17 protein-coding genes, 1 tRNA gene and 2 pseudogenes are annotated in these 25,532 nt (G+C 66.2%); 8 read left to right on the forward strand and 12 right to left on the reverse strand.

The features are described from left to right. Positions 1–221 (reverse strand): annotated as a pseudogene (locus FOZ70_RS27190) (LLM class flavin-dependent oxidoreductase); the annotation flags it as partial. Between FOZ70_RS27190 and FOZ70_RS27195 the strand changes: the two are divergent. Beyond that, positions 189–1,142, forward strand: coding sequence for an LLM class oxidoreductase (locus FOZ70_RS27195; protein ID WP_219707230.1), 954 nt, complete (start codon positions 189–191; stop codon positions 1,140–1,142). The pseudogene FOZ70_RS27190 and the gene FOZ70_RS27195 sit on opposite strands and share 33 nt — an antisense overlap. A 285-nt stretch (positions 1,143–1,427) precedes the next feature. Further along, entirely contained in the window at positions 1,428–3,914 is a 2,487-nt protein-coding gene (locus FOZ70_RS27200) for a mechanosensitive ion channel domain-containing protein (RefSeq protein ID WP_219707225.1), read from the forward strand. A 27-nt stretch (positions 3,915–3,941) separates the two neighbouring features. Here FOZ70_RS27200 and FOZ70_RS27205 read toward each other — a convergent pair whose 3' ends face one another. Next, positions 3,942–4,781 (reverse strand): CerR family C-terminal domain-containing protein, encoded by an 840-nt coding sequence (locus tag FOZ70_RS27205; RefSeq protein WP_059649092.1) that lies wholly within the window; start codon positions 4,779–4,781, stop codon positions 3,942–3,944. Positions 4,782–4,873: 92 nt separating this feature from the next. On the opposite strand from FOZ70_RS27205, the gene FOZ70_RS27210 reads away from it, so the two are divergent. Genes FOZ70_RS27210 through FOZ70_RS27220 form a run of 3 tightly spaced genes read left to right on the forward strand, consistent with a single transcriptional unit; the run spans position 4,874 to position 9,099 of the window. After that, a complete protein-coding gene (locus FOZ70_RS27210) occupies positions 4,874–6,019 on the forward strand; it encodes an HlyD family secretion protein (protein ID WP_059674990.1) in 1,146 nt (381 codons plus the stop codon). Further along, positions 6,012–7,598, forward strand: coding sequence for an MDR family MFS transporter (locus tag FOZ70_RS27215; RefSeq protein ID WP_021160866.1), 1,587 nt, complete (start codon positions 6,012–6,014; stop codon positions 7,596–7,598). Before FOZ70_RS27210 ends, FOZ70_RS27215 begins: the two co-directional genes overlap by 8 nt. Positions 7,599–7,611: 13 nt before the next feature. Further along, positions 7,612–9,099, forward strand: a complete 1,488-nt coding sequence (locus FOZ70_RS27220; protein WP_060050649.1) for an efflux transporter outer membrane subunit — start codon at positions 7,612–7,614, stop codon at positions 9,097–9,099. Between the two features lie 115 nt (positions 9,100–9,214). On the opposite strand, the pseudogene FOZ70_RS38225 reads toward FOZ70_RS27220, so the two are convergent. After that, a pseudogene (locus tag FOZ70_RS38225) lies at positions 9,215–9,340 on the reverse strand (APH(3') family aminoglycoside O-phosphotransferase); the annotation flags it as partial. Between the two features lie 668 nt (positions 9,341–10,008). Between FOZ70_RS38225 and FOZ70_RS27225 the strand changes: the two are divergent. Continuing rightward, on the forward strand, positions 10,009–11,841 hold the full coding sequence (locus tag FOZ70_RS27225) for a S53 family peptidase (RefSeq protein ID WP_021160862.1): 1,833 nt from the start codon (positions 10,009–10,011) through the stop codon (positions 11,839–11,841). A gap of 363 nt (positions 11,842–12,204) precedes the next feature. Here FOZ70_RS27225 and FOZ70_RS27230 read toward each other — a convergent pair whose 3' ends face one another. Further along, positions 12,205–12,855, reverse strand: a complete 651-nt coding sequence (locus tag FOZ70_RS27230) for a pyridoxamine 5'-phosphate oxidase family protein (RefSeq protein ID WP_219707226.1) — start codon at positions 12,853–12,855, stop codon at positions 12,205–12,207. A gap of 314 nt (positions 12,856–13,169) precedes the next feature. Here FOZ70_RS27230 and FOZ70_RS27235 point away from each other — a divergent pair, with 314 nt between their 5' ends. After that, entirely contained in the window at positions 13,170–14,636 is a 1,467-nt protein-coding gene (locus FOZ70_RS27235) for a PLP-dependent aminotransferase family protein (RefSeq protein WP_219707227.1), read from the forward strand. A gap of 22 nt (positions 14,637–14,658) precedes the next feature. Here FOZ70_RS27235 and FOZ70_RS27240 read toward each other — a convergent pair whose 3' ends face one another. From FOZ70_RS27240 to FOZ70_RS27270, 7 genes are all read right to left on the reverse strand, one after another. Beyond that, complete coding sequence (locus tag FOZ70_RS27240) at positions 14,659–16,209, reverse strand: phospholipase D family protein (RefSeq protein WP_042975839.1); 1,551 nt, start codon at positions 16,207–16,209, stop codon at positions 14,659–14,661. A gap of 253 nt (positions 16,210–16,462) precedes the next feature. Further along, positions 16,463–16,538: transfer RNA gene (locus FOZ70_RS27245), tRNA-Ile, on the reverse strand. 129 nt (positions 16,539–16,667) lie between these two features. Beyond that, positions 16,668–19,088 (reverse strand): RNA polymerase sigma factor RpoD, encoded by a 2,421-nt coding sequence (rpoD, locus tag FOZ70_RS27250; protein ID WP_081052572.1) that lies wholly within the window; start codon positions 19,086–19,088, stop codon positions 16,668–16,670. Positions 19,089–19,176: 88 nt separating this feature from the next. Beyond that, positions 19,177–21,051 carry a DNA primase gene (dnaG, locus tag FOZ70_RS27255; protein WP_059554647.1) on the reverse strand — a complete coding sequence of 625 codons (1,875 nt, stop codon included), beginning with the start codon at positions 21,049–21,051 and terminating at the stop codon, positions 19,177–19,179. A gap of 70 nt (positions 21,052–21,121) precedes the next feature. Continuing rightward, on the reverse strand, positions 21,122–21,568 hold the full coding sequence (locus FOZ70_RS27260) for a GatB/YqeY domain-containing protein (protein WP_021160855.1): 447 nt from the start codon (positions 21,566–21,568) through the stop codon (positions 21,122–21,124). 210 nt (positions 21,569–21,778) lie between these two features. Beyond that, positions 21,779–21,991 (reverse strand): 30S ribosomal protein S21, encoded by a 213-nt coding sequence (rpsU, locus tag FOZ70_RS27265; RefSeq protein ID WP_006479415.1) that lies wholly within the window; start codon positions 21,989–21,991, stop codon positions 21,779–21,781. Between the two features lie 106 nt (positions 21,992–22,097). Beyond that, a complete protein-coding gene (locus FOZ70_RS27270) occupies positions 22,098–23,318 on the reverse strand; it encodes an NAD(P)/FAD-dependent oxidoreductase (protein WP_111996884.1) in 1,221 nt (406 codons plus the stop codon). Between the two features lie 131 nt (positions 23,319–23,449). On the opposite strand from FOZ70_RS27270, the gene tsaD reads away from it, so the two are divergent. Continuing rightward, a complete protein-coding gene (gene tsaD / locus FOZ70_RS27275; RefSeq protein WP_042975834.1) occupies positions 23,450–24,490 on the forward strand; it encodes a tRNA (adenosine(37)-N6)-threonylcarbamoyltransferase complex transferase subunit TsaD in 1,041 nt (346 codons plus the stop codon). 91 nt (positions 24,491–24,581) lie between these two features. On the opposite strand, the gene folE2 is transcribed toward tsaD, so the two are convergent. Then, positions 24,582–25,391: a GTP cyclohydrolase FolE2 gene (folE2, locus tag FOZ70_RS27280; RefSeq protein WP_021160853.1), complete on the reverse strand. Its 810-nt coding sequence runs from the start codon at positions 25,389–25,391 to the stop codon at positions 24,582–24,584. Between the last annotated feature and the right edge of the window lie 141 nt (positions 25,392–25,532).

Raw genomic sequence — 25,532 nt, forward strand, 5'->3', positions numbered from 1 at the left:
TCGCCGGAGCCGAGCCCGAGGATGAAGCGTCCGCCCGACAGCGTCGCGACCGACAGCGCGCCTTTCGCGATATGCAGCGGATGGCGCAGCGGCAGCACGATCGCGCCGCTGGCGAGTGCAATCCGGCGCGTGCGTGACGCCAGTGCGCCGAGCAGGACCCACGGGTCGAGGTGGCCGACCGGGTCGGGATAGTCGGCGCTGTTCAGCGGCACGTCGCGCATCGCGTCTTTTCGGCCGGGCAGCTGTCGATCGGCCTCACGTTGCCGCTGCTTCGCACCGGCCATGTCGTCGCCGACTTCGACGAGCAACTCGAACTCGCGGCGCTGGCCGACACGCTCGGCTTTCGCGCGCTGTGGATTCGCGACGTGCCGCTGAACAGCGCCGACTATCCCGACCCGGTCGGCCACCTCGACCCGTGGGTCCTGCTCGGCGCACTGGCGTCACGCACGCGCCGGATTGCACTCGCCAGCGGCGCGATCGTGCTGCCGCTGCGCCATCCGCTGCATATCGCGAAAGGCGCGCTGTCGGTCGCGACGCTGTCGGGCGGACGCTTCATCCTCGGGCTCGGCTCCGGCGACCGGCCGCCCGAATATGCGGCGTTCGGTGTCGACGCGGAAACGCGCCGCGACCGGTACCGCGCGCACTGGGACGTCGTCGCGGCCGCGCTCGGCGTGCCATCGCGCGTGCTGCCCGACGAGGCGCCGCCCGATGCGCCCGACTTCACGCTGCTGCCTCGCGGCGCCGACGCGGTGCCGATGCTGGCGGTCGGCTCGGGCGGGCAAAGCGTCGACTGGATCGCGCGTCACTCGATCGGCTGGATGACGTATCACCGCGATCCGGACACGCAACGCGCACGCTATTCGATGTGGCGCGCGGCGGTTGAAAGGCTCGCGTCGCCGGCCTTTCGCGCGTTCGGCGTGTCGATGCGCGTCGACCTCGTCGCGGATCCCGATGCGCCGGCCACCGCATTGCCGCTCGGTTATGCAACCGGACGCCGCGCATTGATCGACATCCTGCGGAACATGCGCGCGGCAGGCACGCATCACGTCACGCTGAATCCGGGCTCCGACCGACCCGTGCGCGACGTCATCGAAGAAATCGCGGAACACGTCCTGCCGGTTTTTCACGACGGGGAAGCGTGATTTGGCAGGATTCCGGATGAATTCGGCGCGATGCGCGCGGCGCTCGCCGTTGCCCGCAAGCGGGCATTACGCGCGCCTGACACGCCGGCAATCGAGTCGCCTCACCCTCCCTGCGTCAGCCACATGACTGCGGAAACGCGCCGCGAACGGCCGTGCCGCGTCGTGCATGCCCGATTCGAATGATCGTCGACGGAACTATTCGGTTCCGGGCGCGATCATGTTAACTTCCCGTCCATCGTTCAGCCCGGCGGGCCGCGCGCCGATGCGCGCCCGCATGCCCACTCCATGCGACATATCCTCCTCGGCTGGCTGCTTGCCACCGTCGTCACGGCCGCTCACGCGGCCGCTCCCGCCCCGGCCGCCGCGTCGGCCGCTTCCGGCACCGCGCCCGCGCTGACGCCGCAACAGGCTCGGCAGGCACTCGACGTGCTCGAAAATCCCCGCGATCGTGCGCAGGTCGAAACGACGCTGCGTGCGATCGCGGCCGTCGGCGCGCTGAGCGCACCCGCGGTCGTTGCAAGCAATGCGGCGGCGGCCAGCGGCGCATCGGCTGCCGCGGCCCCGGGCGCGCTCACGTCGAACGGGCTCGCGTCGATGCTCGTCCGGCAGGGATCGCGCTGGGCCACCGAAATCGGCGGCGCGCTGAAGGAGTCGCTGCACTCGCTGCTCGATGTCGGCTCGGTCGGAAGCTGGTGGCACGACAGGCTGGTGCGAGCCGACGAGCGCGCGGATCTCGCGCACGCGTTCTGGATCATCGTCGCCGTGCTCGTGCCCGCGCTCTTCGTCGAATGGTTGGCAAAGCGGCTGTTGCGACGCGCGCTGGCCGCGGTGGCCGCACGGCGTGCCGACACGTCGCGCCGCACCGCGCCGGACTCCGCCACGCCCGATGACGACGACGCGCCGCCGGACACCCCCGCCAAACCCGACGCCGCCGATCCCGCCAATGCACCCGACACCGCCCCCGCGTCGTCACCAGGCCGAGGCCACGCACGCCGCCACACCACGCTGCTGCACCGGATGCCGCGCGCGCTCGTCAGCCTTGCGTTGCGGGCCGTGCCGCTGCTCGTGTTCGTCGGTGTCGCGAGCCTGACGATGTCCGCGATCGGAGAGACGGGCACCCCGATCGAATCCGCGCTCGAAGCGCTGATCGACATCTACGTGATCTGCCGGCTCGTCACGATCGTCAGCCGGCTGTTCTTCCAGCCCGATGCGCGGCAATTGCGGTTGCTGCACATCAGCGATGCGTGGGCCGATTTCGCGCAACGCTCGATCGCGCGGATCGTGATCGTGGTCGGCGCCTGCACGGCCGCTGTCGAGATCGCCGCGAGCTTCGGCCTCAGCGAGGCCGGTCATGTCGCCCTGCTGAAAGCCGTCGCGCTCGTCGGGCACCTGATGGTGTCGGCGCTGATCCTGCGGTGCCGCCAGCCGGTCGCCGCGCGGATTCGCGCGGCCGGCGACGACCGTGCGTCCTTCGAGATGGTCGCGAATGCGCTCGCGGACGCGTGGGCCCCTGTGTCGGTATTCATCGTGATGGCGCTGTGGTTCGTGTGGGCGCTCGACGTCCACAACGGCTATCGCGTGCTGATCACGCTCGGCGGCCGCTCGATCGCCGTGATGATCGGCATGCGGATGGTCTCGATCGTCGTGTTCGGCGCGCTCGCGCGGCTGTTCCAGGGCCGCGACGAAGACCGCACGCTCGTCCACCTGCACGCGTACCGCTACTACCCGCTGCTGCGCCAGATCGTGTCGGGCGCGATCGGCATCGTGACCGTCGTGTTGCTGCTGCAGATCTGGGGCGTGCCGATCTTCCGCGCGTTCGAAACCGGCACCATCGGCCACCGCCTCGCGTCGGCGCTGGTGACGATCGCGATCGCGGCCATCGTCGCGCTCCTCGTGTGGGAAGCCGCGAACATCGCGATCGAGCGCCGCCTGCAGCGGTGGACGCGCGAAGGCAATCTCGTGCGCGCGGCGCGACTGCGCACGCTGCTGCCGATGTTGCGCTCGCTGCTGTTCGTGATGATCGCGCTCGTCGTCGTGCTGACGGGCCTCAGCCAGCTCGGCGTGAACGTCGGCCCGCTGCTTGCCGGCGCAAGCATCTTCGGTGTCGCGCTCGGCTTCGGTTCGCAGAAGCTCGTGCAGGATTTCATCACCGGGATCTTCCTGCTGATGGAAAACGCGATGCAGGTCGGCGACTGGGTCACGCTCGCCGGCGTGTCGGGTACGGTCGAGTACCTGTCGATCCGCACCGTGCGGCTGCGCGCGGGCGATGGGTCGCTGTACACGATTCCGTTCAGCTCCGTGACGACCGTCAACAACACGAATCGCGGGCTCGGCAACGCCGCCGTCAAGATCAGTATTGCCTACGGCGAGGATATCGATCGCGCGATCGCGACGCTCAAGGAGATCGGCGCGGCGTTGCGCGACGATCCGAAATACCGCGACGGCATCCTGTCGGACTTCAGCTACTGGGGGATCGACCAGGTCGACGGCGCGGCACTCGCGCTGTCCGGACAGATGCAATGCACGGACGCGACGCGCTGGAGCGTGCAGCGTGAATTCAACCGGCGGATCGCGGAGACGTTCCGCGAACGCGGCATCCGTATCGCCGATCCGCAGCGCAACGTCGTCGCCTATGCGGACGGATCGCGGCCTGTCGCCGAAGGCGAAAACGGCGGCAATGGCGGCGACGGTGACAACAGCGGCAACGGCCATGCTGCAGAACCGGCGGCCCGGCCGCCGTCGCCCGCCGAACCGGGGCGCAAGCCGGGTTGACCGGCCTGGGGCGATGCCGCCCCGCGCTCAACGCGAGGCGGGCTTGTTCACGCGCCGCGTGCTTTTCGCGGCGGGCGCCGATGCCCCCGCCTTCGCCTTGGCCGCACGTTTCGCCGCCGCGCCCTGCCCGCGCTTCGCGCCGGCTTCCGGATCGGCAGCCGATACGTCGCGCTGCGCATGCCATTGCTCGAGCAGCACGCGTGTCTGGTCGGCGATCGTGTCGATCAGCAATGCCGCGCGCTCGCCCTCGAACGCCTCCCATTCGAGCAACTGCAGCGCCGAACGCTGCGCGATGTGGAACACCGTGATCTGCCCGAACAGGCTCAGCGCGCGCAATCGGGTGACGGGATCGTTGGCCGGCCGGCCCGAGATACGGCCGATCAGTTCGGCGCTCACGTCGTTGAGCGGCTTGCGCATGCGCTTCATCAGGATCTCGCTCGCGCTCGCCGGCTCCTGGCCGCCTTGCTCGCGTGCGAAGAACATCCGCTGGTTCATCGTCTTCGGCGCGGTGAACATCCGGTCCGACAGCGCGCGCAGCAGCCCGATGAACGCGTCGATCAGCACGTCGACGTCCGCGTCCGCATCGAGCATCGCCCTCGCATGGCCGACCGACGGTGCGAACACTTCCCTGCCGTTCTCCGCGATCGCCTCGACGCACGCGCGGTACACGCCCTCCTTGTTCTCGAAGTAATACTGGAGCGCCGGCGCGTTCACGCCGGCCATCGCGGCGATCTCGCGTGTCGATGCACCCGCGAACCCGCGCTCGCCGAACAGTTCGATCGCCGCCTCGATGATCCGCTGGCGCGTTTCGTCGCCGCGGGCGTAGCCGCCCGCCGACGTCCGGCGCAGCTTCTTCGCTTCGTTCATGCCTTCCCCGTCATTCGATCGATCGATATTCTACTTGACACAATTTTATCAACTGGAATAATTCTTCCACTTGGAATAAATTGGACACCGGAATGTCGACGCCGCAAGACCCGCCACAGCAAGCAGATCGTCAGGAAAACGGAACAACACCGCGAAATGGCAGCGGCTCGGGAGGCAAATCCGGAAACGGATCGAAACGGCGCATCCTGCTCGTCGTCGCCGTGCTCGCGGCGATCGGCGGCGCCGTCTGGCTCGGCCGCTGGTGGACGGTCGGCCGTTTCATCGAAAGTACCAACGACGCGTACCTGCAGGCGGACAGCATGACTGCCGCGCCGAAGGTCGCCGGCTACGTGACCGATGTGTATGTCCGCGACAACCAGGCCGTGAAGGCCGGCGATCCGCTCGTGCGACTCGACGTCCGCCAGTACCAGGTTGCGCTCGCGCAATCGCTTGCGACCGTCGATGCACGCCGCGCGGATATCGCACGCGCCGAGGCCGACATCAGCCAGCAGCGCGCGAATCTCGAACAGGCCGACGCGCAGGCGAAGGTGTCGCGGATCAATGCGCAGCACGCCGGCGACGAATACGCGCGTTATGCGCCGCTCGCGGCGACCGGTGCGGAGACGCACGAACGTGTGGCAGACCTGAAGAGCACGCGCGATCAGGCGGTCGCGACGCTCGCCGCGAACACTGCGTCGATCGCGGCCGCACGCACGCAGATCGCGTCGTTCACCGCCCAGCTCCAGCAGGCGCGCGCGCAGCTCGAAGCCGCGCAGGCCAGTGCCGCACAGGCGCAGCTCGACCTCGACAACACGATCGTGCGCAGCACTCTCGCCGGCCGCGTCGGCGATCGCACGGTGCGCGTCGGTCAATACGTGCAGCCCGGCACGCGCCTGCTGACCGTGGTGCCCGTCGATTCGATCTACCTCGTCGCGAACTTCAAGGAAACGCAGATCGGCAACATGCGTATCGGCCAGCCGGTCGAACTGCATGTCGACGCATTGCCGGACGGTGCGCTGTCCGGCGTCGTCGACAGCTTCGCACCCGGCACCGGTGCGCAGTTCGCCCTCCTGCCGCCCGAGAATGCGACCGGCAACTTCACGAAGATCGTCCAGCGCGTGCCGGTGCGCATCCGCCTCGCCGCGAACGCCCGCGCGCAGCGCATGCTGCTGCCGGGGTTGTCGGTGACGGTCGACGTCGATACACGCTCGGCCCGCGACGAGTCGCATCATGGCTGAACCGTCCGCCACGATGCCCGCGCCGCCGCATGAAGGCCGTGCGAGCGTGACCGACTGGATCGCGGTCGCGGCCGGCGCGCTCGGCGCGCTGATGGCGACGCTCGACATCTCGATCACGAATTCCGCGCTGCCGCAGATCCAGGGTGAAATCGGCGCGACCGGCACCGAAGGCACGTGGATCTCGACCGGCTACCTGATGTCGGAGATCGTGATGATCCCGCTCGCCGCGTGGCTCACGCGCGTGTTCGGGCTGCGCAATTTCCTGCTGACGAATTCCGCGCTGTTCATCGCGTTCTCGATGATGTGCGGCTGGTCGCATTCGCTGCCGATGATGATCGCCGGCCGGATCGGCCAGGGCTTCACCGGCGGCGCGCTGATCCCGACCGCGCAGACCATCATCCGCACGCGGCTGCCGCTGTCTCAGTTGCCGGTCGGCATGACGCTGTTCGGCCTGATCGTGCTGCTCGGGCCGCTGTTCGGCCCGGTGCTCGGCGGCTGGCTCGCGGAAAACGTGAACTGGAGCTGGTGCTTTTTCCTGAACCTGCCGGTGTGCGTGCTGTTGATGGGGCTGCTGTGGTTCGGGCTGCCGTCCGACCGTCCGCAATGGAGCACGTTCTTCAACGCCGACTGGCTCGGGATCGCCGGCCTCGCGATCGGGCTGAGCTCGCTCACCGTCGTGCTCGAGGAAGGCCAGCGCGAACGCTGGTTCGAATCGCAGATGATCGTCACGTTGAGCCTGGTGTCGCTCGCCGGGATGATCCTGATCGCGCTGTCGCAACGCTTCGCGAAGCGGCCGATCATGCGGCTGTCGCTGATGCGCAACCCGCGCTACGCGAGCGTGATCGTGATCGTGTCCGCGGTCGGTGCTGGCCTGTACGGCGTGTCCTACCTGCTGCCGCAGTTCCTCGCGATCGTCGCCGGCTACAACGCGGAACAGGCGGGCGCAATCATGCTGCTGTCGGGGCTGCCGGCCTTTCTCGTGATGCCGATCCTGCCGCGCCTGCTCGGCAAGGTCGATTTCCGCATTCTCGTGATCTCCGGGCTGCTGCTGTTCTGCCTGAGCTGCATGCTCGACATCAGCCTGACCGCGCAGAGCGTCGGCCACGACTTCGTCTGGTCGCAACTGATTCGCGGCGTCGCGCAGATGCTCGCGATGATGCCGCTCAACCAGGCATCGATGGCGGCCGTCGCACGCGAAGACTCCGGCGATGCAGCCGGGCTCTACAACATGGCACGCAACCTCGGCGGCTCGATCGGGCTCGCGATCATCGGCACCGTGATCGACCGGCGCACGACCTTCCATACGGCCGCGCTGCGCGAATCGGTGACGGCGAACTCGCTGATCGGGCAGGACCGGCTGTCGGCCTACGCGGCCAACTGGTTCGCACACACCGGCGATCTCGCGTATTCGAACATGCGCGCGCTCGGACAGCTGGCGCAGCAGATCCAGGTCCAGGCCGTCGTGATGACCTATTCCGAAACCTTCTATCTGCTGGGCCTTGCACTGCTCGCCTGCGTGCCGCTCGCGCTGCTGCTGAGAACGCCGCGCGGGCCGCAGCCGATGTCGTCCGGCCACTGAACCGTCTTACGCGATGAAACCCTTCTTCCTGCCCCGCCGCCCCGTGCTCACGCTGTGTGCGGCCGCGTGCCTGCTCGCCGGCTGCACGGTCGGCCCCGACTACCGCGGCGCGCCCGCCACACCGGATGCGCCGATCTTCGTGCGCGCGCCGGCCTCCGGTGTCGACACCGCCGCGCCCGCGCCGAGCGCGTGGTGGCACGCGCTCAACGATCGCCAGCTCGACGACCTGATCACTGCGGCGCTCGCGTACAACCCCGATCTGCACGCTGCGCAGGCACGCTTGCGCGCATCGCGCGCGCAGCTCTCGCAACAGCGCGCGGCGCAGTTGCCGAAATCGTCCGCCACCGTCGCCGCCATCCGCATGCGCGAGCCGGACGTCGGCGCGCTCGGTTCGCTGCTGCCGTCGAACGGCTCGAACCAGTCGGGCAGTGCATCGCCGTCGCTGGGCGGCTCGGGTCCGCTGCAGCTCTATTCGGCAGGCTTCGACGCAACCTGGGAAATCGACCTGTTCGGCGGTACGCGCCGGGCGGTCGAAGCCGCGTCCGCGCAAGCGGAAGCAGTCGACGCCGATCTCGCCGACACGCAGGTGTCGATCGCGGCAGAAGTCGCGAACGCGTATGTCGACCTCCGCGATCAGCAGCAGCGGCTTGCGCTGTCGCGACGCACCGCCGAGTTGCAACAGAAGATGCTTGAACTCACGCAGCAGCGCCGCGCGCGCGGCGTCGCGGCCGATGCCGACATCGAACGCCTGACGACACAGGTCGAGAACACGCGAGCCTCGCTGATCCCGCTCGACGCGCAGGTGACGGAATCGCTCGACCGGCTCGCGATCCTGACGGGGCGCGCGCCGGGTGCGCTCGACGCGGCGCTGACGACACCGGCCGCCCCGCTGCCGACGCTGCCCGGCAGCGTCGCGATCGGCGATCCGGCCACGCTGCTGAAGCAGCGCCCCGACATTCGCGCGGCCGAGCGCCGGCTCGCATCGAGCAATGCGCAGATCGGCGAGCATGTCGCCGATTACTTCCCGAAGGTGACGCTGCTCGGCGATCTCGGCTTCAGCGCGACGGACCCGGGCCACCTGCTCCGCAAGCAGAACTTCACGTGGGTCGGCGCGCCGTATCTGCAATGGAACATTCTCGACTTCGGGCGCACGCGTGGCGCGGTGCGCGCGGCCGAAGCATCGCGCGACGAAGCGGAAGCGAACTATCAGAAGGCGGTGCTCGGTGCGTTGCAGGATGCCAATACGGCATTGCAGCGCTACGGGCACCAGCGCGAGCATGTCGTTGCGCTCACCAGGGTTCAAACCTCCGCCGTGCATTCGCGATCGCTGATGGATGAACGCTATCGCGCGGGCGTCGCATCGATGATCGACCTGCTCGATACGCAGCGCGAAGCGCTTTCCGCGCAACAGAACGTGATTGCCGGGCAGGCCGAACTGATCAAGGACTACGTGTCGGTGCAGAAGAGCCTCGGGCTCGGGTGGCAGACGGGCGCGGGTTGACGGTGAGTCGAGCGGTGCCGTGCGGCCGGGTTTGTCGCGGCTGCAACCGCATCGACCACGGCGACGCGCGGGACAGAAAAACCGTTTCGCGCGCCGCCCGTGACCACCCGATGAATCAGAAAAACTCGTCGAGCAGCCGGTAGAAAGAGAACGCGATCCGGCCCGGATCGGGCTGCCCGATTCCGTACCGGTCGACGAAAGGCGCGACCCATTCACTGCCGAGCTCGGCTTCGATATCTCGCCTCGGTGATTCGAGTCGCGCCTCGAACACGGTCGACGCAGTCGCGCCAATTACGCATCGAACCGGAAACGATCGGCGAACCGCATTCAGCATTACTTTCTTCGTTGGCGCCGAATATTACAAATTACTGCCAATATTTTCAAAAACATTGCATTTATTCGCTTTAAATTTGTTTCATATAACCAAAAAAAGTTTGACACGCCGCTTTCGTTCTTGATACCGTCCGATGCAAGCAATCTGACAAATTGCTCACTGCGCAATCGCTTCCGCTCCACGTTTTTTTCGTTTCCGCCGCACCGAAGTGCCAGCCGCCGGCCGTATCGTTCGCGCGCCGGCCATGCGACATCCCGATGCATTTCATTGGACGACTGCCATCCGGCAGCGGGCCGAAGGATCGAATCAAATGAGCAGGACAACGAAACTGTTGCTCTAGCAATCCCGCCCGCGCCCAGTCCGCGCGACTGCGCCGTATCGCGACGCAGCCCTCTCGCTACCGCATTTTCCGAATTTCGCCCCCGGAGAAACAACACCTTTCCGGATCGGGCGAAAGGCCCTGTCGCGTCCGTGCCATCCGCACGCATGCGACAGAAATCGGCGGTGCACGATCCGCACCGCTGTCGACCGTTGTTGTTCGTGCCGTTCGATGTTCAACCGGAGGGGTAATTCAAATGAATCAGGTTGCAGACAAGAATCAAAAGCACAATCGCTTCGTCAAGCTCGCCTTCGCCGCCGCGGCAGCCGCATCGTTCGGCATCGCGACCGTCCATGCCGCGCCCGCGGCCGGCTGGACGGAAACGCGCACCAAGGGCTTCCTGCCGCTCGTGCAGCAGAGCGAAGCCGGTACGGCCGGCGCGCCTGCCGCCAGCACGGCCGCCGCTGCCACGGCAGCCATCGAGATGGCGCCTGGCGAATCGGTGGACATCGTGCTCGGACTGAACCTGCGCAACGAAGCACAGCTCGACCAATACCTGCACGACCTGCATACGCCCGGCTCGCCGCACTACCGGCAGTTCCTCACACCGGCGCAGTTCGCCGCGCAATATGCACCGACCGACCAGCAGGTCGCCTCGGTCGTCGCGCACCTGCGCAAGGAAGGCTTCGTGAACATCGTGGTCGCACCGAACCGCCTGCTGGTGTCCGCGTCCGGCACCGCAGCGACCATCAAGTCCGCGTTCCGCACGACGCTCAAGCGCTTCACGCGCAACGGCCGCAGCGTCTATGCGAATACCGACGCCGCGCAGGTGCCGAACGCGATCGGCGGCGTCGTGGGCGCGGTGCTGGGCCTGCAGAACGTCGAACTGATGCACACGGGCGCGGGCAGCAAGCCGCAAGGCAACACCAGCAACCTGACGATTCCGGCCGGCGCATCGGCGGTGCCGCACAACCCGACCGAGTTCTCGTCGATCTACGGCGGCAACGGTACGCCGACGGCCTCGCAGACCACCGTCGGCATCATCTCCGAAGGCGACCTGTCGCAGACCGTGAGCGACCTCAACACGTTCGCCGCAAACAACGGCCTCGGCACGATCAGCAGCAGCATCGTGAAGACGGGCCCGTCCGGCAGTTCGTACACCGACACCGACGGCACCGTCGAATGGAACCTCGACAGCCAGTCGATCGTCGGCGCGGCCGGCGGCAGCGTGAAGCAGGTCGTGTTCTACGTCGCACCGTCGATGACGCTCACGGCGATCACCGCCGCGTACAACAAGGCCGTGACCGACAACGTCGCGAAGGTAATCAACGTGTCGCTCGGCGTGTGCGAATCGTCCGCGAACAGCACCGGCTCGCAGGCAACCGACGACACCATCTTCAAGCAGGCGATCGCGCAGGGGCAAACCTTCTCGGTATCCGCCGGCGACCACGGCGCATACGAATGCGCGGGCGGCACGCCGTCGCGCTCGACCTACACGGTGAGCGAGCCGGCAACGTCGCCGTACGTGATCGCAGTGGGCGGCACGACGCTGTTCACCAATACGTCGACCAACGCTTACAACAGCGAGATCGTCTGGAACGATCCGAGCTGGCAGCCGGGCACCGTGTGGTCGACGGGCGGCGGGTACAGCAAGTACGAAGCCGCGCCGTCGTGGCAATCGTCGAGCCTCACGGGATCGACCAAGCGCGCACTGCCCGACGTCGGCTTCGATGCCGACCTGCGCACCGGCGCGATACTCGTCGTGAACGGCCAGACGTCCGACACGCTGTGGGGCTCGGGCTACCTGAACAACGAAGGCGGCACGAGCCTCGCCGCGCCGATCTTCACGGGCATCTGGGCGCGGCTGCAGTCCGCGAACAACAATGCGCTCGGGTTCCCCGCATCGAGCCTCTACAAGTACTTCCCGAGCAACGCGGCGCTGCTGCACGATGTCACGTCCGGCAACAACGGCAGCGGCACCTACGGCTACAAGGCGAAGGCCGGCTGGGACGCGACGACGGGTTTCGGCAGCGTGAACATCTCGAAGCTGAACGCGTTCATCCAGAGCACGCCGGATTTCGCGCGCTGATGAACCGTTGACTGCACCGGTTCCGCGTGCGCTCCGGAGCGCACGTCTGGAACCGGATGTGGTCGTTCAAATAACCCCCGAGGGCTGCCAGGCCGTCGCGGTTTTTTTGCGTTCCGCGCGATCTCGCAGGGCAGCATCCGGTGCGACGACGCACTAGCCGACCTTGAAATAGTTGCTCACGCAACTTTCATGTTCGTTACCCTTGCATGAGCATCGCACCGAGTGAAACGCACCCCGTCACGGCAGCGCGGTATTCACGCTGCCTGCCGGCGAAACGCGCGTCGTGCCGCCACGCGACGCGAGCACGCCCCCGACGCCGTACCCCGCCGCCTTCCGCGAAACCGCGCGGCCTTGCCGCACAACTCACTCGGCCCAGTTCCGGACGTAGTCCGGCGCCGGCATGTTGCCGTCGGCATGAACCGGTGCGCCGCGCGTCGTCTTCAGCGGCAGGACTCCCGTCCAGACAGCAAGCGCGAGATCTTCATCCTTGTCGGAAGGCAGCGAATCGCTGACTTTCACCGCCGCTTCCGCGAGCGCAATCCGCAGCACGCTGGTCGCATTGATTTCCTTCTCGTTGCCGGGCCGCGCGTCATGCTTGCGACCGGGTGCGATCTTGTCCATCAACGCATCCAGTGCCGCCAGCTTGTCGTCACGACCCGCCACGACGTCGAACCGCCCGTAGATCACCGCGGATCGATAATTCATCGAATGGTTGAAGGCCGACCTGGCCAGCACGAGCCCGTCCAGCAACGTAATCGCGACGGAGGCCGGCGCGCCCGCCGACAGCGCCTTGATCATCCGGCTACCGTTGGACCCGTGAATATAGAGGTCATCGCCCCGTCTCCAGTGCGCGGTCGGGATGCAATGCGTGTCGTCGCCTGCACCGAACGCGATGTGGCAGACGTAGGCTTCGTCCACGATGCGATGAAGCGTCGTGCGATCGCGATTCGCCAATTCCGGCAGGCGGCGAATGGTGGTGCGGGGTGTGGAAGCGATGACGGTCTGGTCTTTCATGTTTCGTTTTCCTGTTCGCGCGCCCTTGCGCACATCGAGCGGCCCGCGTTCCGGCAAGGCTCGATGATCCGCACGGAATATATTTGTACTGCGAAGTTAATCGAATTGAACGCGTGCGACTTCCACGCCTGAACGACCGATCGATCGCCCCGTCGACAGTCGCGCTTCAAATCGATCAAAATACGCGCGTGCCGCAATCGGGGACGATCGCCGGAAGGCCCCGCGCACCGGCCGGCACCGCGAGAACGTGAACGATATGATGCGCGCCGAATCTTCAAAAGAACCAGCTCACCGAAAAATTCTGGAACCAACCCATGGATCTCGCGCTGCTCCGCTCATCGCTTTCCAGACAGGACGGCACGACACGCCACAGCCAGCAGGAGGCCCTCTACCGGAGCCTGCGCAACATGCTGCTGGACGGGCATATCCCGTCCGGCACAAGGCTCGTGTCGACCCGCGTGCTCGCGGCCGAGTTGGGCATCGCGCGCAATTCGGCGGTCTATGCGTACGAGCGCCTTGCCGAGGAAGGCTTCGTGTCGGCCACGCGCAACGGTACGATCACGCGCTGGGACGGATGCGGCCGTTCGAGCGCCGGGCTCGAGAGCGGGCCGGCCACGGTTCGCTTGTCCGAGCGCGTGCACGGGCTGGAGAACGCCGATCCCGAACCCGAACGCATGCTGCCGTTCGTTCCCGGTCTTCCGTCGCTCGACGAATTCCCCGTTGCCCAATGGCGCCGTTGCATCGAGCGTGCATGGAAAGTCATCAAGCCCGCGCAGCTCGCATACGGTCCGGTCGAAGGGCTGCCCGAATTGCGGCGTGCCGTGGCGGCCTATATTCGCGTCTCGCGAGGCGTGCGCTGCGAAACAGGCCAGGTATTCATCACCGACGGCACGCAAGGCAGCCTCGAACTGTGCGCGCGCATGCTGGCGAATCCCGGCGAACCCAGCTGGCTCGAGAACCCCTGCTACAACGGCGCCCGTACCGCATTCCGCTCGACCGGCCTCGATCTCGTGCCGATCGAGGTCGACCACGAAGGGATGGCGCCCACCGACGAACAGTGGCGCACCCGGCCACCCCGGCTGATCTATACGACGCCGTCGCATCAATACCCGCTCGGCGCGCTGATGAGCCCCCGGCGACGAGCGGCGCTCGTCGAGCACGCACGTGCGTGCGGTGCGTGGATCATCGAGGACGACTACGACAGCGAGTTCCGCCACGACGGCGAGCCGCTGCCCGCGATCCAGGGCCTGCATGCCGACGCACCGGTCTGCTATCTCGGCACCTTCAGCAAGACGATGTTTCCCGCCCTTCGGCTCGGCTTCATGGTGGTTCCGCCGGTTCTGGTCGACCGCTTCACCCGAACGCTGCGCGAACTCGTTCATCGCGGCCACCCGGCCGATCAACTCGCGATGGCCGAGTTCATCGACACCGGCCTCTTTGCGCGGCACCTGCGCAGGATGAGGACGCTGTATGCCGAGCGGCGGAACAACCTGGAAACGTCACTCGCCCGCCACCTCGGCACCGCGCTGTGCGTTCGGGAAAGCCCGGGCGGCATGCATCTGTCGGCGGATCTCGCGCTTCCGCTGCGCGATACCGACGTCGCCCGCGCCGCAGCCTCGCGTGGCCTGCTGCTTCAGCCGCTGAGCAGCTACCGGGTCGGCGACGGCCGGCCGTACAACGGCTTCGTGCTGGGATACTCCGGGCTGAGCGATGCGACGATCGAGACCGCGACGATGCAGCTCGCAGCCGTCATCGACGAGCAGAGCCGCACGCGTGACTGAGCGTCACACGCGGCATCCTCGCTCACAGTTGCGATTCCAGCGGAAACAGCCCGAGAAACCAGACTTCCATCCGCCGCCCGGCCGACACTTCCGGTTCGTGATCGAGCTCGGTGACCTTCCCGTCCGAATCGGTCTGAATCCACTTGAGCTGCCCGTTGCCTGCCGGATCGGTCCTCGGCTCGACGCGCCACGCGATTCGATCGAGCCGCGCCTCCAGATCGTTCGCCACCTGCGACGCAATCGCCGGGCTCTCGCAGTAAACGCCGATCTCCGTATTGAGGTTCAGCGAACGCGGATCGAGATTCATCGAACCGATGAAAATGCTCTTGTGGTCGAACACGTAGGTCTTCGCATGCAGCGACGCACGCGACGATCCGATGATGACCTGCTTCGAGATGCTCTTGTCGCCCGACGGCCGCCGTTCGTAAAGCCGCACGCCGGCTGCCACGAGATCGCTCCGGTAATGCCGGTAGCCCGCATGCACGGCCGCCACGTCGGTCGACGCGAGCGAGTTGGTCAGCACCGTGACGCGCACGCCGCGCGCCGTGAGCGCGCGCAGCCGCTCGACGACATCCTTGCCCGGCACGAAATACGGCGACACGATCAGCAGGTCATGTTCGGGCTGCAACGCGAGCGCCCGCAGTTGCGGCATCAAATGCCCGTCGCTGTCCTTCGGCGCGTGCGCGATCTTCGACGGATCGTCGTACAGCACCGTTGCGCGCCCCCACGACAGTTCCGTGCCCTGCCCGTGAACGATCCGGTCGAGCCGCTGCCTGGCCTCGAGCACGTACGGATTGTCCTCCATGGCCCTCAGGTAGTCGCGCAACCGTTCGCGCTCGCGGTCCAGCCCGCCCGGTGCCGCCTCGTGCCCGACCAGCGCGCTGATCGGATACGCGTACGGGGAATTCCAGAACGTGTCGAATTCGGTCGAGATGTCCTTCACGACCGGGCCGTGGACGACGACATCGAGATCGCCGAACTCCAGCATCGACGATGCGCCGAAATACTCGTCGCCGATATTGCGGCCGCCGACGATCGCCGCCTGGTTGTCCGCGATCATCGCCTTGTTGTGCATGCGCCGGTTGACGCGCGCGAACTCGAACACCGTGCCGATCTTCTTGAACCGCCGCGTGGCGACCGGATTGAACAGCCGGATCTCGATGTTCGGGTGTGAACTGATCTCGAGCAGCTTGCGGTCGTCCGCGTTCGTGCCGAGATCGTCGAGCAGCGCACGCACGCGGACGCCGCGATCCGCCGCGCGAATGATCGCGTCGGCCAGTTCGTGCCCGGTCAGGTCGTCGTGCCAGATGTAGTACTGAAGGTCGAGCGAACGGTCCGCGCGATCGGCGAGCAACACGCGCGCATCCAGCGCGTCGACCGGATCGGTCAGCAGGTGAAACGCGTCCTGCCCGGGATGGGCGCTGGCTTGCTGCTGGAACGCGACGCCCAGCCGTGTGTTGTCCGTATCGGTGTACGCGTGCGTCGGCGCGCGATCGGCCTGCGGCGGCAGGCTCGCGCATGCGACGAGCGCCAGCAACGAAAGAATCGCACCCCACGAACGCAGCATGGTCATGATTGCAGTCCCGCTCCCGGCCGAAGTCTGTTTGTTCTCGCCGCCGGACGGATCGCGGGGCTGCCTGGTTTTTGTTCGGCCGTACCCGGTGTCGCGTGTGGAACGGCCGCGCTACAGCATACTTCGATTGACAGCGGCGCGGCACCCTCTCGGTACTTTCCTGATCGCGGCACGCGTCGATACAAAGAAAAACCCGCGACGCATGAAGCCATCGCGGGTTCTCGGCATGCGGCGCGAGCGCGCGCATGAAATCTGGTGGGCCCGGCGGGGTTCGAACCCGCGACCAATCGATTATGAGTCGACTGCTCTAACCGCTGAGCTACAAGCCCTGAAAAGAATCGAAGCGTGTCACACGCTGCCCCGGCAAAGAAGCCGGGCCGGCATTGTAACAACAAAGGAGACAAACGCCACCGGCATCACGCGGATACCGGCGGCGTTCGCAGGAGAGACGCTGGAAATCAGTTCCCTTCGAGGAACGACTTCAGCTTGTCGGAACGGCTCGGGTGACGCAGCTTGCGCAGCGCCTTGGCCTCGATCTGACGGATCCGTTCACGCGTGACGTCGAACTGCTTGCCGACTTCCTCGAGCGTGTGATCGGTGCTCATCTCGATACCGAAGCGCATCCGCAGCACCTTCGCCTCGCGCGGCGTCAGCGAATCGAGCACGTCCTTCACGACGTCGCGCATGCTCGCATGCAGCGCGGCATCCGCCGGCGCGACCGTGTTGGTGTCCTCGATGAAGTCGCCGAGATGGGAATCGTCGTCGTCACCGATCGGCGTTTCCATCGAGATCGGCTCCTTCGCGATCTTCATGATCTTGCGGATCTTGTCTTCCGGCATCTCCATCTTCTCGGCGAGCGTTGCCGGATCCGGCTCGAGACCGGTTTCCTGCAGGATCTGCCGCGAGATGCGGTTCATCTTGTTGATCGTCTCGATCATGTGAACCGGAATACGGATCGTGCGCGCCTGGTCCGCGATCGAGCGCGTGATGGCCTGGCGGATCCACCACGTCGCATAGGTCGAGAACTTGTAGCCGCGACGGTATTCGAACTTGTCCACCGCCTTCATCAGGCCGATGTTGCCTTCCTGGATCAGGTCGAGGAACTGCAGGCCGCGGTTCGTGTACTTCTTCGCGATCGAGATCACGAGACGCAGGTTGGCCTCGGTCATTTCACGCTTCGCCTGGCGCGCCTTCAGTTCGCCGGCCGCCATCTGGCGGTTGGTTTCCTTCAGGTCCTTCAGCGGCAGCACGACACGCGCCTGCAGGTCGAGCAGGCGCTGCTGCTGTTCGCGAATCGCCGGAATGTTACGCGACAGCACCGCGCTGTACGAATGGCCTTCGGCCATGATCTTCTCGGCCCAGTCGAGGTCGGTTTCGCTGCCCGGGAAGCGCGCGATGAATTCCGAACGCGGCATGCCGCACTTGTCGACGACGATGTGCAGGATCTGGCGTTCGACCTGACGCACTTCGTCCACCTGCGCACGCAGCGTGTCGCACAGGCGTTCGACGGTACGCGCGGTGAAGCGGATCGTCATCAGTTCGGTCTGGATCGTTTCCTGCGCCTTCAGGTAGGCCTTCGACTTGTAGCCTTCCTTTTCGAACGCGCGGCGCATCTTGTCGAACCACTCGCTGATCTGCGAGAACTTCTCGAGCGACGCGCGCTTGAGAGCTTCGAGCTGGGCGGCGTTGGCCGATGCCTGTGCGGCACCGTCATCTTCCTCCTCTTCCTCTTCTTCCTCTTCCTCTTCGGCTTCCTCGTCCTCGTTCTCGATGGCTTCCGCTTCCTTCGCGGAGAAGCCGTCCGTATCGGCGGCGTCCGCAGCATTCGGATCGAGCAGGCCGTCGACGAGCTCGTCGACGCGGATCTCTTCGTTCGCGACGCGTTCGGCCATCGCGAGGATGTCGGCGATCGTCGTCGGGCACGCGGAGATGGCCATCACCATGTGGCGCAGGCCGTCCTCGATCCGCTTCGCGATCTCGATTTCGCCTTCACGCGTGAGCAGCTCGACCGTGCCCATTTCGCGCATGTACATCCGGACCGGATCGGTCGTGCGGCCGAATTCCGAATCGACGGTGGACAGCGCGACTTCCGCTTCCTCTTCGACTTCATCGTCCGACGACGCGGCGGGCGCGTTGTCGTTCAGGAGCAGCGTTTCCGCGTCCGGCGCCTGCTCGTAGACCGCCACGCCCATGTCGTTGAACGTGCCGATGATGCCTTCGAGGGCTTCGGTCTCGGTGAAGTTGTCCGGCAGGTGGTCGTTGATTTCGGCGTACGTGAGGAAGCCGCGCTCCTTGCCGAGCTTGATCAGCGCGCGCAGTTTCACGCGGCGCTCTTCGAGCTCCTCGGCCGTACCCGGCGTGCTCGTCGCGAACGCTTCCTTCAGCAGCGCCTTTTCCTTGGCGCGACGGTCGCGCACCTTGGATTTGCCCGGTGCAGCCGCTGCTGCTGCGGGCTGCTCGTCGCTCTGATTTGCGTCGTCTTCGACGGATACTTCGTTCAGCTTTTTGGTCATGGAGTTCGCCGTACCGGCTATATCGACTCGCGGCTGCTGGACGACAGCCGGTTGAACCGTGGGTGCATGAGTAGTACGTACTGCCGTTTCGTCCGCGGCGGCAGTCGTGTCCCTTGCGCTTTTCGCACTTGCCCGCTTCGCCGCCGGCTTGGCCGGCCCGGAGTCGGGTCTGGCGGCAGCCCGTGTTCTGGCTGCCGGCGCCGGCGCAGCCTGAGCAGTGCCGGCCGCGGTTTTTTTTCCTGCTGGGGCTGACGTGGCTGAAGACGTTGTCCTGGTGGAAGAAGCAGACTTGGCCGCTGTGACCTTCTTGGTCGGCTCCGTCGAGCCCTTGCCTGTTGCTTTCTTTCCGCCTGTCGTCTTTGCCATCGCGATTCTCGCCTTTGCTTGGAAAACAAACCGCTGGAAACCTTATATTATAGCACGCTGGGGAACCCTCTCTAAGCTCCCCGGCCGCCTACAGCCCGAGCCGACGCTTCATGTCGGTTCGCTGCTGGTTCAATTCCGTCAATTCGGCCAATTCCTCGGGTGTGAAGGTGGATTGCCGCGCCAGCCTGTCAAGCCGGTCGCAGCAAGCGTCGTAACGCATCTTGAGCACCGCGGCCTGCAACTCCTCCCCCGCGATCCGTTCCTGCTCACGCTGCCGCTCGGGCACCGTCTCGTCTTCCGGATTCTGTAACAGCAAATCGCGGACGTTTTCATCATAGTCCAGAATTTCGCGGAAGATTTCCTCGTAAGTCGCTCCATTCGAGGACGTCCGCAGGACATCGGAAAGCAGCCGGAACTCCGCGCCGTCGCCCAGCGCGCGGGCATGATCGACGACCTCCGCGAACAGTTCGCCGATGCGCGGCAACGCACGCAGGGTCGCAAGCTGTTCATCGTCGAGCTGCGACGCGATGCGCGGATGCATCACCAGCGTGCGCAACGCACGCTTTTCACTGTCCGTCACGCGGCGCCGCTCGCTGCGTGCGGGCGCCTGGCGCGGCGGTGCCGCGATCCGCGTATCGACGTCGGACAGCCCCGCGACCTCTTCGAACGGGATATCGAGGCGGTCGGCGAACATGTGCATGATCTGCGCGCGCAACGCGTTCGCGGGCAGCGCCTGCAACATCGGCTTCGCATCGAACAACGCCTTCGCGCGGCCTTCCGGCTGATCGAGCGCCTTGCCGGCAATTGCTTCGTTCAGCAGAAATTGCGACAGCGGCATCGCGCGCTCGACCTGTTCGGAGAACGCATCCGCGCCGAATTCGCGCACGTAGCTGTCCGGATCGTGCTCGGCCGGCAAAAACAGGAACCGGATCGTACGGTTGTCGCCGGCATGCGGCAGGCATGCCTCGAGCGCGCGCCGGGCCGCCCGCCGCCCGGCCGAATCGCCGTCGAAACTGAAAATGACCGTATCGGTCTGGCGCAGCAGCTTCTGCACGTGAATCGGCGTACACGCGGTGCCGAGTGTCGCGACCGCGTTCGGGAACCCGAGCTGCGCGAGCGCGACGACGTCCATGTAGCCTTCGACGACCAGCACGTACTTGCGCTCGCGAATCGCGAGCCGCGCCTCGAACAGGCCGTACAGCTCGCTCCCCTTGTTGAACAACGGGGTTTCAGGCGAGTTCAGGTACTTCGGCTCGCCGCTGCCGAGCACGCGGCCGCCGAAGCCGATCACCTGCCCCTTCACATTGCGGATCGGGAACATGATCCGCTCGCGGAACCGGTCGTAGCGGCGCGCGACGCCCTGCGCATCGGTCTTCTCGCTGACGATCACGAGCCCCGACTCGACGAGCGACTCGTCGCGATAGTCGGGGAATGCTGCCTCGAGGTTCTGCCAGCCGTCCGGCGCATAGCCGAGCCCGAAGCGCGCGGCGATCTCGCCGGTCAGGCCCCGGTTTTTCAGGTACTGGATCGCGACGGTCGCGCCACGCAACTGCTTGCGGTAGTAGTCGCACGCGGCGGTCATTGCATCGGACAGCGCGGTCGCAACCGATTTCGACACCGGCGCCGGATAGTCGCCACCGCCTCCGCCCCCACCGCCGCCACGCATCGACGGCTCGTGCGGTACGGTCAGGCCGACCGACTGCGCGAGCTCCTGCACGGCTTCCGGGAACGTGAGACCCGCGTGTTCCATCAGGAAGCCGATCGCCGTGCCGTGCGCGCCGCAGCCGAAGCAGTGATAGAACTGCTTGGTCGGGCTGACCGTAAACGACGGGCTTTTCTCGTTATGGAACGGGCACAGCCCCATGAAGTTGGCGCCGCCCTTCTTGAGCTGCACGTACCGGCCCACCACGTCGACGATATCGACGCGGTTCAGCAAATCCTGCAGGAACGAATGCGGAATCACCGTGGGATCGAGCGAAAAAAGACAATACGACACCCCGGCGCACGCACCGCGCGCGCCGGGGAGACAGGTGTTACTTCGAAAGCGCGGCCTTGACCAGTGCGGAAATGGCCGTCATGTCGGCACGGCCGGCGAGCTTGCCCTTCAGGACGCCCATCACCTTGCCCATGTCCTGCGGGCCCGCGGCGCCCGTCTGCGCGACCGCGGCCTGGACTTCAGCGGCCACCTCGGCCTCCGACAGCTGCTCGGGCATGTAGCCGCTCAGCACGACCAGTTCCGCCTGCTCCTTCGCGACGAGGTCGTCACGGCCGGCGGCCTGGAACTGGCTGATCGAATCCTTGCGCTGCTTGATCATCTTGTCGATCACGGCCGTGATGCCCGCGTCGTCGAGGGTGATCTGATCGTCGACTTCGCGCTGCTTGATCGCGGCCATCAGCAGGCGAATCGTTGCCAGGCGCTCGCTTTCCTTCGCGCGCATCGCGGCCTTCATGTCTTCGCTGATCTGCTCTTTCAAACTCATCTTTCACCCGGGAAGGAAACGTGAATCCGACGCCCGCCATACGGGCGTCAACACAAAAACCCGCTTGGGACTGTGTCTCAAGCGGGTTGCTCGAATCCGGCATCGGCGGCTCGCCTGATCGGTCGCACGATCATGCTCGATCTTCCGCGATCGCCCGATCGCGCGGAGTCGCCGGTGCGCCGCTCAGCGAACCGCGCGGCGCCCAATCGTTCAGTACAGCTTCTTCGGCAGCGTCTGGCTGCGGATACGCTTGTAATGACGCTTCACCGCTGCCGCCTTCTTGCGCTTGCGCTCCGCGGTCGGCTTCTCGTAAAACTCGCGCGCGCGAAGTTCGGTCAACAACCCGTTCTTCTCGATCGTGCGCTTGAAGCGACGCATTGCAACTTCGAACGGCTCGTTCTCTTTAACGCGAATGATCGTCATGATCCGACACGAATAAAGGTTTGCAGGGAAAGACTACCGAGTATAGCAGAGCGATTGCCCAAAGGCACGGGGCCTGGTCCCGCCAAAACGGCGTCGGCCCGGCATGTCAGGCGCCACGCGAATACTCCGCGGCAGCCTGCCCGGCCGCCGTGCCGGATGCCCACGCCCACTGGAAGTTGTAGCCGCCGAGCCAGCCCGTCACGTCCACCGCCTCGCCGACGAAGAACAGCCCCGGCACACGCGCGCTCATCATCGTCGCCGACGACAGGTCGCGCGTATCGACCCCGCCCTTCGTCACTTCGGCTTTCTTGTAGCCCTCGGTGCCGTTCGGCGTCAGCGTCCAGCCGGACAGCGCGTCGCCGATCTGGCGCAGCGTCTTGTCGGGCAGGTCCGCGAGCCGCGCGTCGGCCGCGACACGATGCGTGTCGAGCCACGCATGCGCAAGGCGCGACGGCACCCAGTCCGCGAGCAGCGAGCCGATCTGGCGCTTCGACGTGCGCTTCGCGTCGAGCAGGTCGGCCACCGTATCGCGTTGCGGCAACAGATCGACGCGGATCGGGTCGCCCGGCTGCCAGTAACTCGAAATCTGCAGGATCCCTGGCCCGGACAGGCCGCGATGGGTCAGCAACAGGTCCTCGACGAATTCTCCGCCGCGCTTCTTGTCGCCGGTCGAAACGCGCACTTCGAGCGATACACCGGACAACGCCGCGAACGGCTCCCAGTCCTGCTGCGCGAACGTCAGCGGCACGAGCGCGGGCCGCGTGTCGATCAGCTTGTGGCCGAACTGCTTGGCGAGCCGGTAACCGAAGTCGGTCGCGCCGATTTTCGGAATCGACAGGCCGCCGGTCGCGATGATCAGTGCGCGCGCGCCGATCGTCCCCGCCTGCTGCGTGTCGAGCGCGAAGCCGTCGGCCGGCGCGTGGCGCACCGCGTCGACGACGACGGGCCTGCGCCACGCGATGCCGCCCGCGTCGCACTCGTGCTTCAGCGCGTCGATGATCGCGTCGCTGCCGTGGTCGCAAAAGAGCTGGCCCTTGTGCTTTTCGTGCCAGGTCACATGATGGCGCTTGAGCAGCCCGAGGAAGTCGCGCGGCGTATAGCGCGCCAGCGCCGAGCGCGCGAAATGCGGATTCGCCGACAGATAGTTGTCGGGGCCCGCGTAAAGATTCGTGAAGTTGCAGCGGCCGCCGCCCGAGATGCGGATCTTCTCGGCGAGCCGTGGCGCGTGGTCGATCAGCACGACGCGGCGGCCGAGCTGCCCGGCAACCGCGGCGCTCATCATCCCGGCGGCGCCCGCGCCGATCACGGCGATGTCATAAGTTTCCATGGCGCGGATTGTACCCGCCCGGCCTCCGGCCCGGGCTGCCTGCGGCGGCGACCTACCCCCGCCTGCTATAATTTCGGGTTACGTTGACCTTCCTGCGGCGCGCTCGATACGGCGCGCCCTGCCCCGCACCCATGCTCGTTCTCGGCATCGAAAGCTCCTGTGACGAAACCGGCCTCGCGCTCTACGACACGCAGCGCGGCCTGCTCGCGCACGCGCTCCATTCGCAGATCGCGATGCACCGCGAGTACGGCGGCGTCGTGCCCGAGCTCGCGTCGCGCGACCACATCCGCCGCGCGCTGCCGCTGCTCGAGGAAGTGATGGCACAAAGCGGCACGCGCCGCGACGACATCGACGCGATCGCGTTCACCCAGGGCCCCGGCCTCGCTGGCGCGCTGCTGGTCGGCGCGAGCATCGCGAATGCGCTCGCGCTTGCCTGGAACAAGCCGACCGTCGGCATCCATCACCTCGAAGGCCACTTGCTGTCGCCGCTGCTCGTCGACGAGCCGCCGCCGTTCCCGTTCGTCGCCCTGCTGGTGTCGGGCGGCCACACGCAACTGATGCGCGTGACCGACGTCGGCGTGTACGAGACGCTCGGCGAAACACTCGACGACGCGGCCGGCGAAGCATTCGACAAGACGGCCAAGCTGATCGGCCTCGGCTACCCGGGCGGCCCGGAAGTCTCGAAGCTCGCCGAAACCGGCACGCCGGGTGCGGTCGTGCTGCCGCGCCCGATGCTGCATTCGGGCGATCTCGACTTCAGCTTCAGCGGCCTGAAGACGGCCGTGCTCACGCAGATGAAGAAGTTCGAAGCGGCGAAGCTGGAGGGCGTTGCGCTCGAACGCGCAAAGGCCGACCTCGCGCGCGGCTTCGTCGACGCGGCCGTCGACGTGCTCGTCGCGAAGTCGCTCGCCGCGCTGAAGAAAACGAAGCTCAAGCGCCTCGTGGTCGCGGGCGGTGTCGGCGCGAACCGCCAGTTGCGCGCCGCGCTGTCGGCCGCCGCGACCAAGCGCGGTTTCGACGTGCACTACCCCGACCTCGCGCTCTGCACCGACAACGGCGCGATGATCGCGCTCGCGGGCGCATTGCGGCTCGGCCGCTGGCCCGAGCAGGCGAATGCCGACTACGCCTTCACGGTGAAGCCGCGCTGGGATCTCGCGTCGCTCGCACGCTGAGCGACGCCCCGCGACACAACGCCACACCGACAAACGAAAAGGCCGCTCATACGAGCGGCCTTTTTCATCGGCGCGGCAAAACGACGCAGCGTTATGCAGCCTGCCGCTTGTCGCGCTCGATCAATGCATACGCGCTGTGATTGTGGATCGACTCGAAGTTCTCGGCTTCGAGCACATACGCGACCACGCGCTCGTCCGCGTCGAGACGCTGCGCGACGTCGCGCACGAGATCCTCGACGAACTTCGGGTTCTCGTATGCGCGCTCGGTGACGAACTTCTCATCCGGACGCTTCAACAGGCCCCACAGCTCGCACGACGCCTCTTCCTCCGCGATGCGGATCAGTGCCTCGACCGGCAGGTCGGCCGCGAGCTCCGCGTCGATCGTCACGTGCGAGCGCTGGTTGTGCGCGCCGTATTGCGAGATCTTCTTCGAGCACGGGCACAGGCTCGTCACCGGCACGAGCACCTTGAGGAACAGGCGCGTGTCGCCGTTGCGGCTTTCGCCCGCGAGCGTCACTTCATAGTCGAGCAGGCTCTGCACACCCGACACCGGCGCCGTCTTGTTCACGAAGTACGGGAACGTGACCTCGATGCGGCCCGCCTCGGCTTCCAGCTTCTCGAGCATCGACGCGAGCATCGCGCGAAAACGCTCGACCGTCAGCGGTGCGCGATTCTCTTCGAGCAGCGCGACGAAGCGCGACATGTGCGTACCCTTCTGGTCGGCCGGCAGGCGGACGTCGAGATTCCAGACGCCGACGGTCGGCTGCACGTCGCCGCCTTCGGTACACACCGTCAACGGATGCCGGACCGCCTTCACGCCCACGCGCTGAATCGGAATCTGGCGGGTATCCACCGTGCTCTGCACGTCGGGCATCACGAAGGCGGGATTCATCTGGTTCATCTTGTTCAATCCTTGTAAGCCGCGCGTTCGATGACGCGCACGCCGCGTCATGCGGCAGCCGGAAAAGCAACATGGGCCCGCAGGCCCATGTTTTCCGCATCAATGAAGACCGGTCGCGTCAGTCGCACCGGCACCGCCCGC

The organism is Burkholderia sp. COPS (assembly GCF_019425585.1).
In the GTDB taxonomy this organism is placed as follows: domain Bacteria; phylum Pseudomonadota; class Gammaproteobacteria; order Burkholderiales; family Burkholderiaceae; genus Burkholderia; species Burkholderia cepacia.

Coding starts and splice junctions, on each gene's coding strand:
- FOZ70_RS27200 (WP_219707225.1), top strand. CDS start 1,428: ATGCGACATATCCTCCTCGGCTGGCTGCTTGCCACCGTCGTCACGGCC.
- FOZ70_RS27205 (WP_059649092.1), bottom strand. CDS start 4,781: ATGAACGAAGCGAAGAAGCTGCGCCGGACGTCGGCGGGCGGCTACGCC.
- FOZ70_RS27210 (WP_059674990.1), top strand. CDS start 4,874: ATGTCGACGCCGCAAGACCCGCCACAGCAAGCAGATCGTCAGGAAAAC.
- FOZ70_RS27215 (WP_021160866.1), top strand. CDS start 6,012: ATGGCTGAACCGTCCGCCACGATGCCCGCGCCGCCGCATGAAGGCCGT.
- FOZ70_RS27220 (WP_060050649.1), top strand. CDS start 7,612: ATGAAACCCTTCTTCCTGCCCCGCCGCCCCGTGCTCACGCTGTGTGCG.
- FOZ70_RS27225 (WP_021160862.1), top strand. CDS start 10,009: ATGAATCAGGTTGCAGACAAGAATCAAAAGCACAATCGCTTCGTCAAG.
- FOZ70_RS27230 (WP_219707226.1), bottom strand. CDS start 12,855: ATGAAAGACCAGACCGTCATCGCTTCCACACCCCGCACCACCATTCGC.
- FOZ70_RS27235 (WP_219707227.1), top strand. CDS start 13,170: ATGGATCTCGCGCTGCTCCGCTCATCGCTTTCCAGACAGGACGGCACG.
- FOZ70_RS27240 (WP_042975839.1), bottom strand. CDS start 16,209: ATGACCATGCTGCGTTCGTGGGGTGCGATTCTTTCGTTGCTGGCGCTC.
- rpoD (WP_081052572.1), bottom strand. CDS start 19,088: ATGGCAAAGACGACAGGCGGAAAGAAAGCAACAGGCAAGGGCTCGACG.
- FOZ70_RS27260 (WP_021160855.1), bottom strand. CDS start 21,568: ATGAGTTTGAAAGAGCAGATCAGCGAAGACATGAAGGCCGCGATGCGC.
- rpsU (WP_006479415.1), bottom strand. CDS start 21,991: ATGACGATCATTCGCGTTAAAGAGAACGAGCCGTTCGAAGTTGCAATG.
- FOZ70_RS27270 (WP_111996884.1), bottom strand. CDS start 23,318: ATGGAAACTTATGACATCGCCGTGATCGGCGCGGGCGCCGCCGGGATG.
- tsaD (WP_042975834.1), top strand. CDS start 23,450: ATGCTCGTTCTCGGCATCGAAAGCTCCTGTGACGAAACCGGCCTCGCG.
- folE2 (WP_021160853.1), bottom strand. CDS start 25,391: ATGAACCAGATGAATCCCGCCTTCGTGATGCCCGACGTGCAGAGCACG.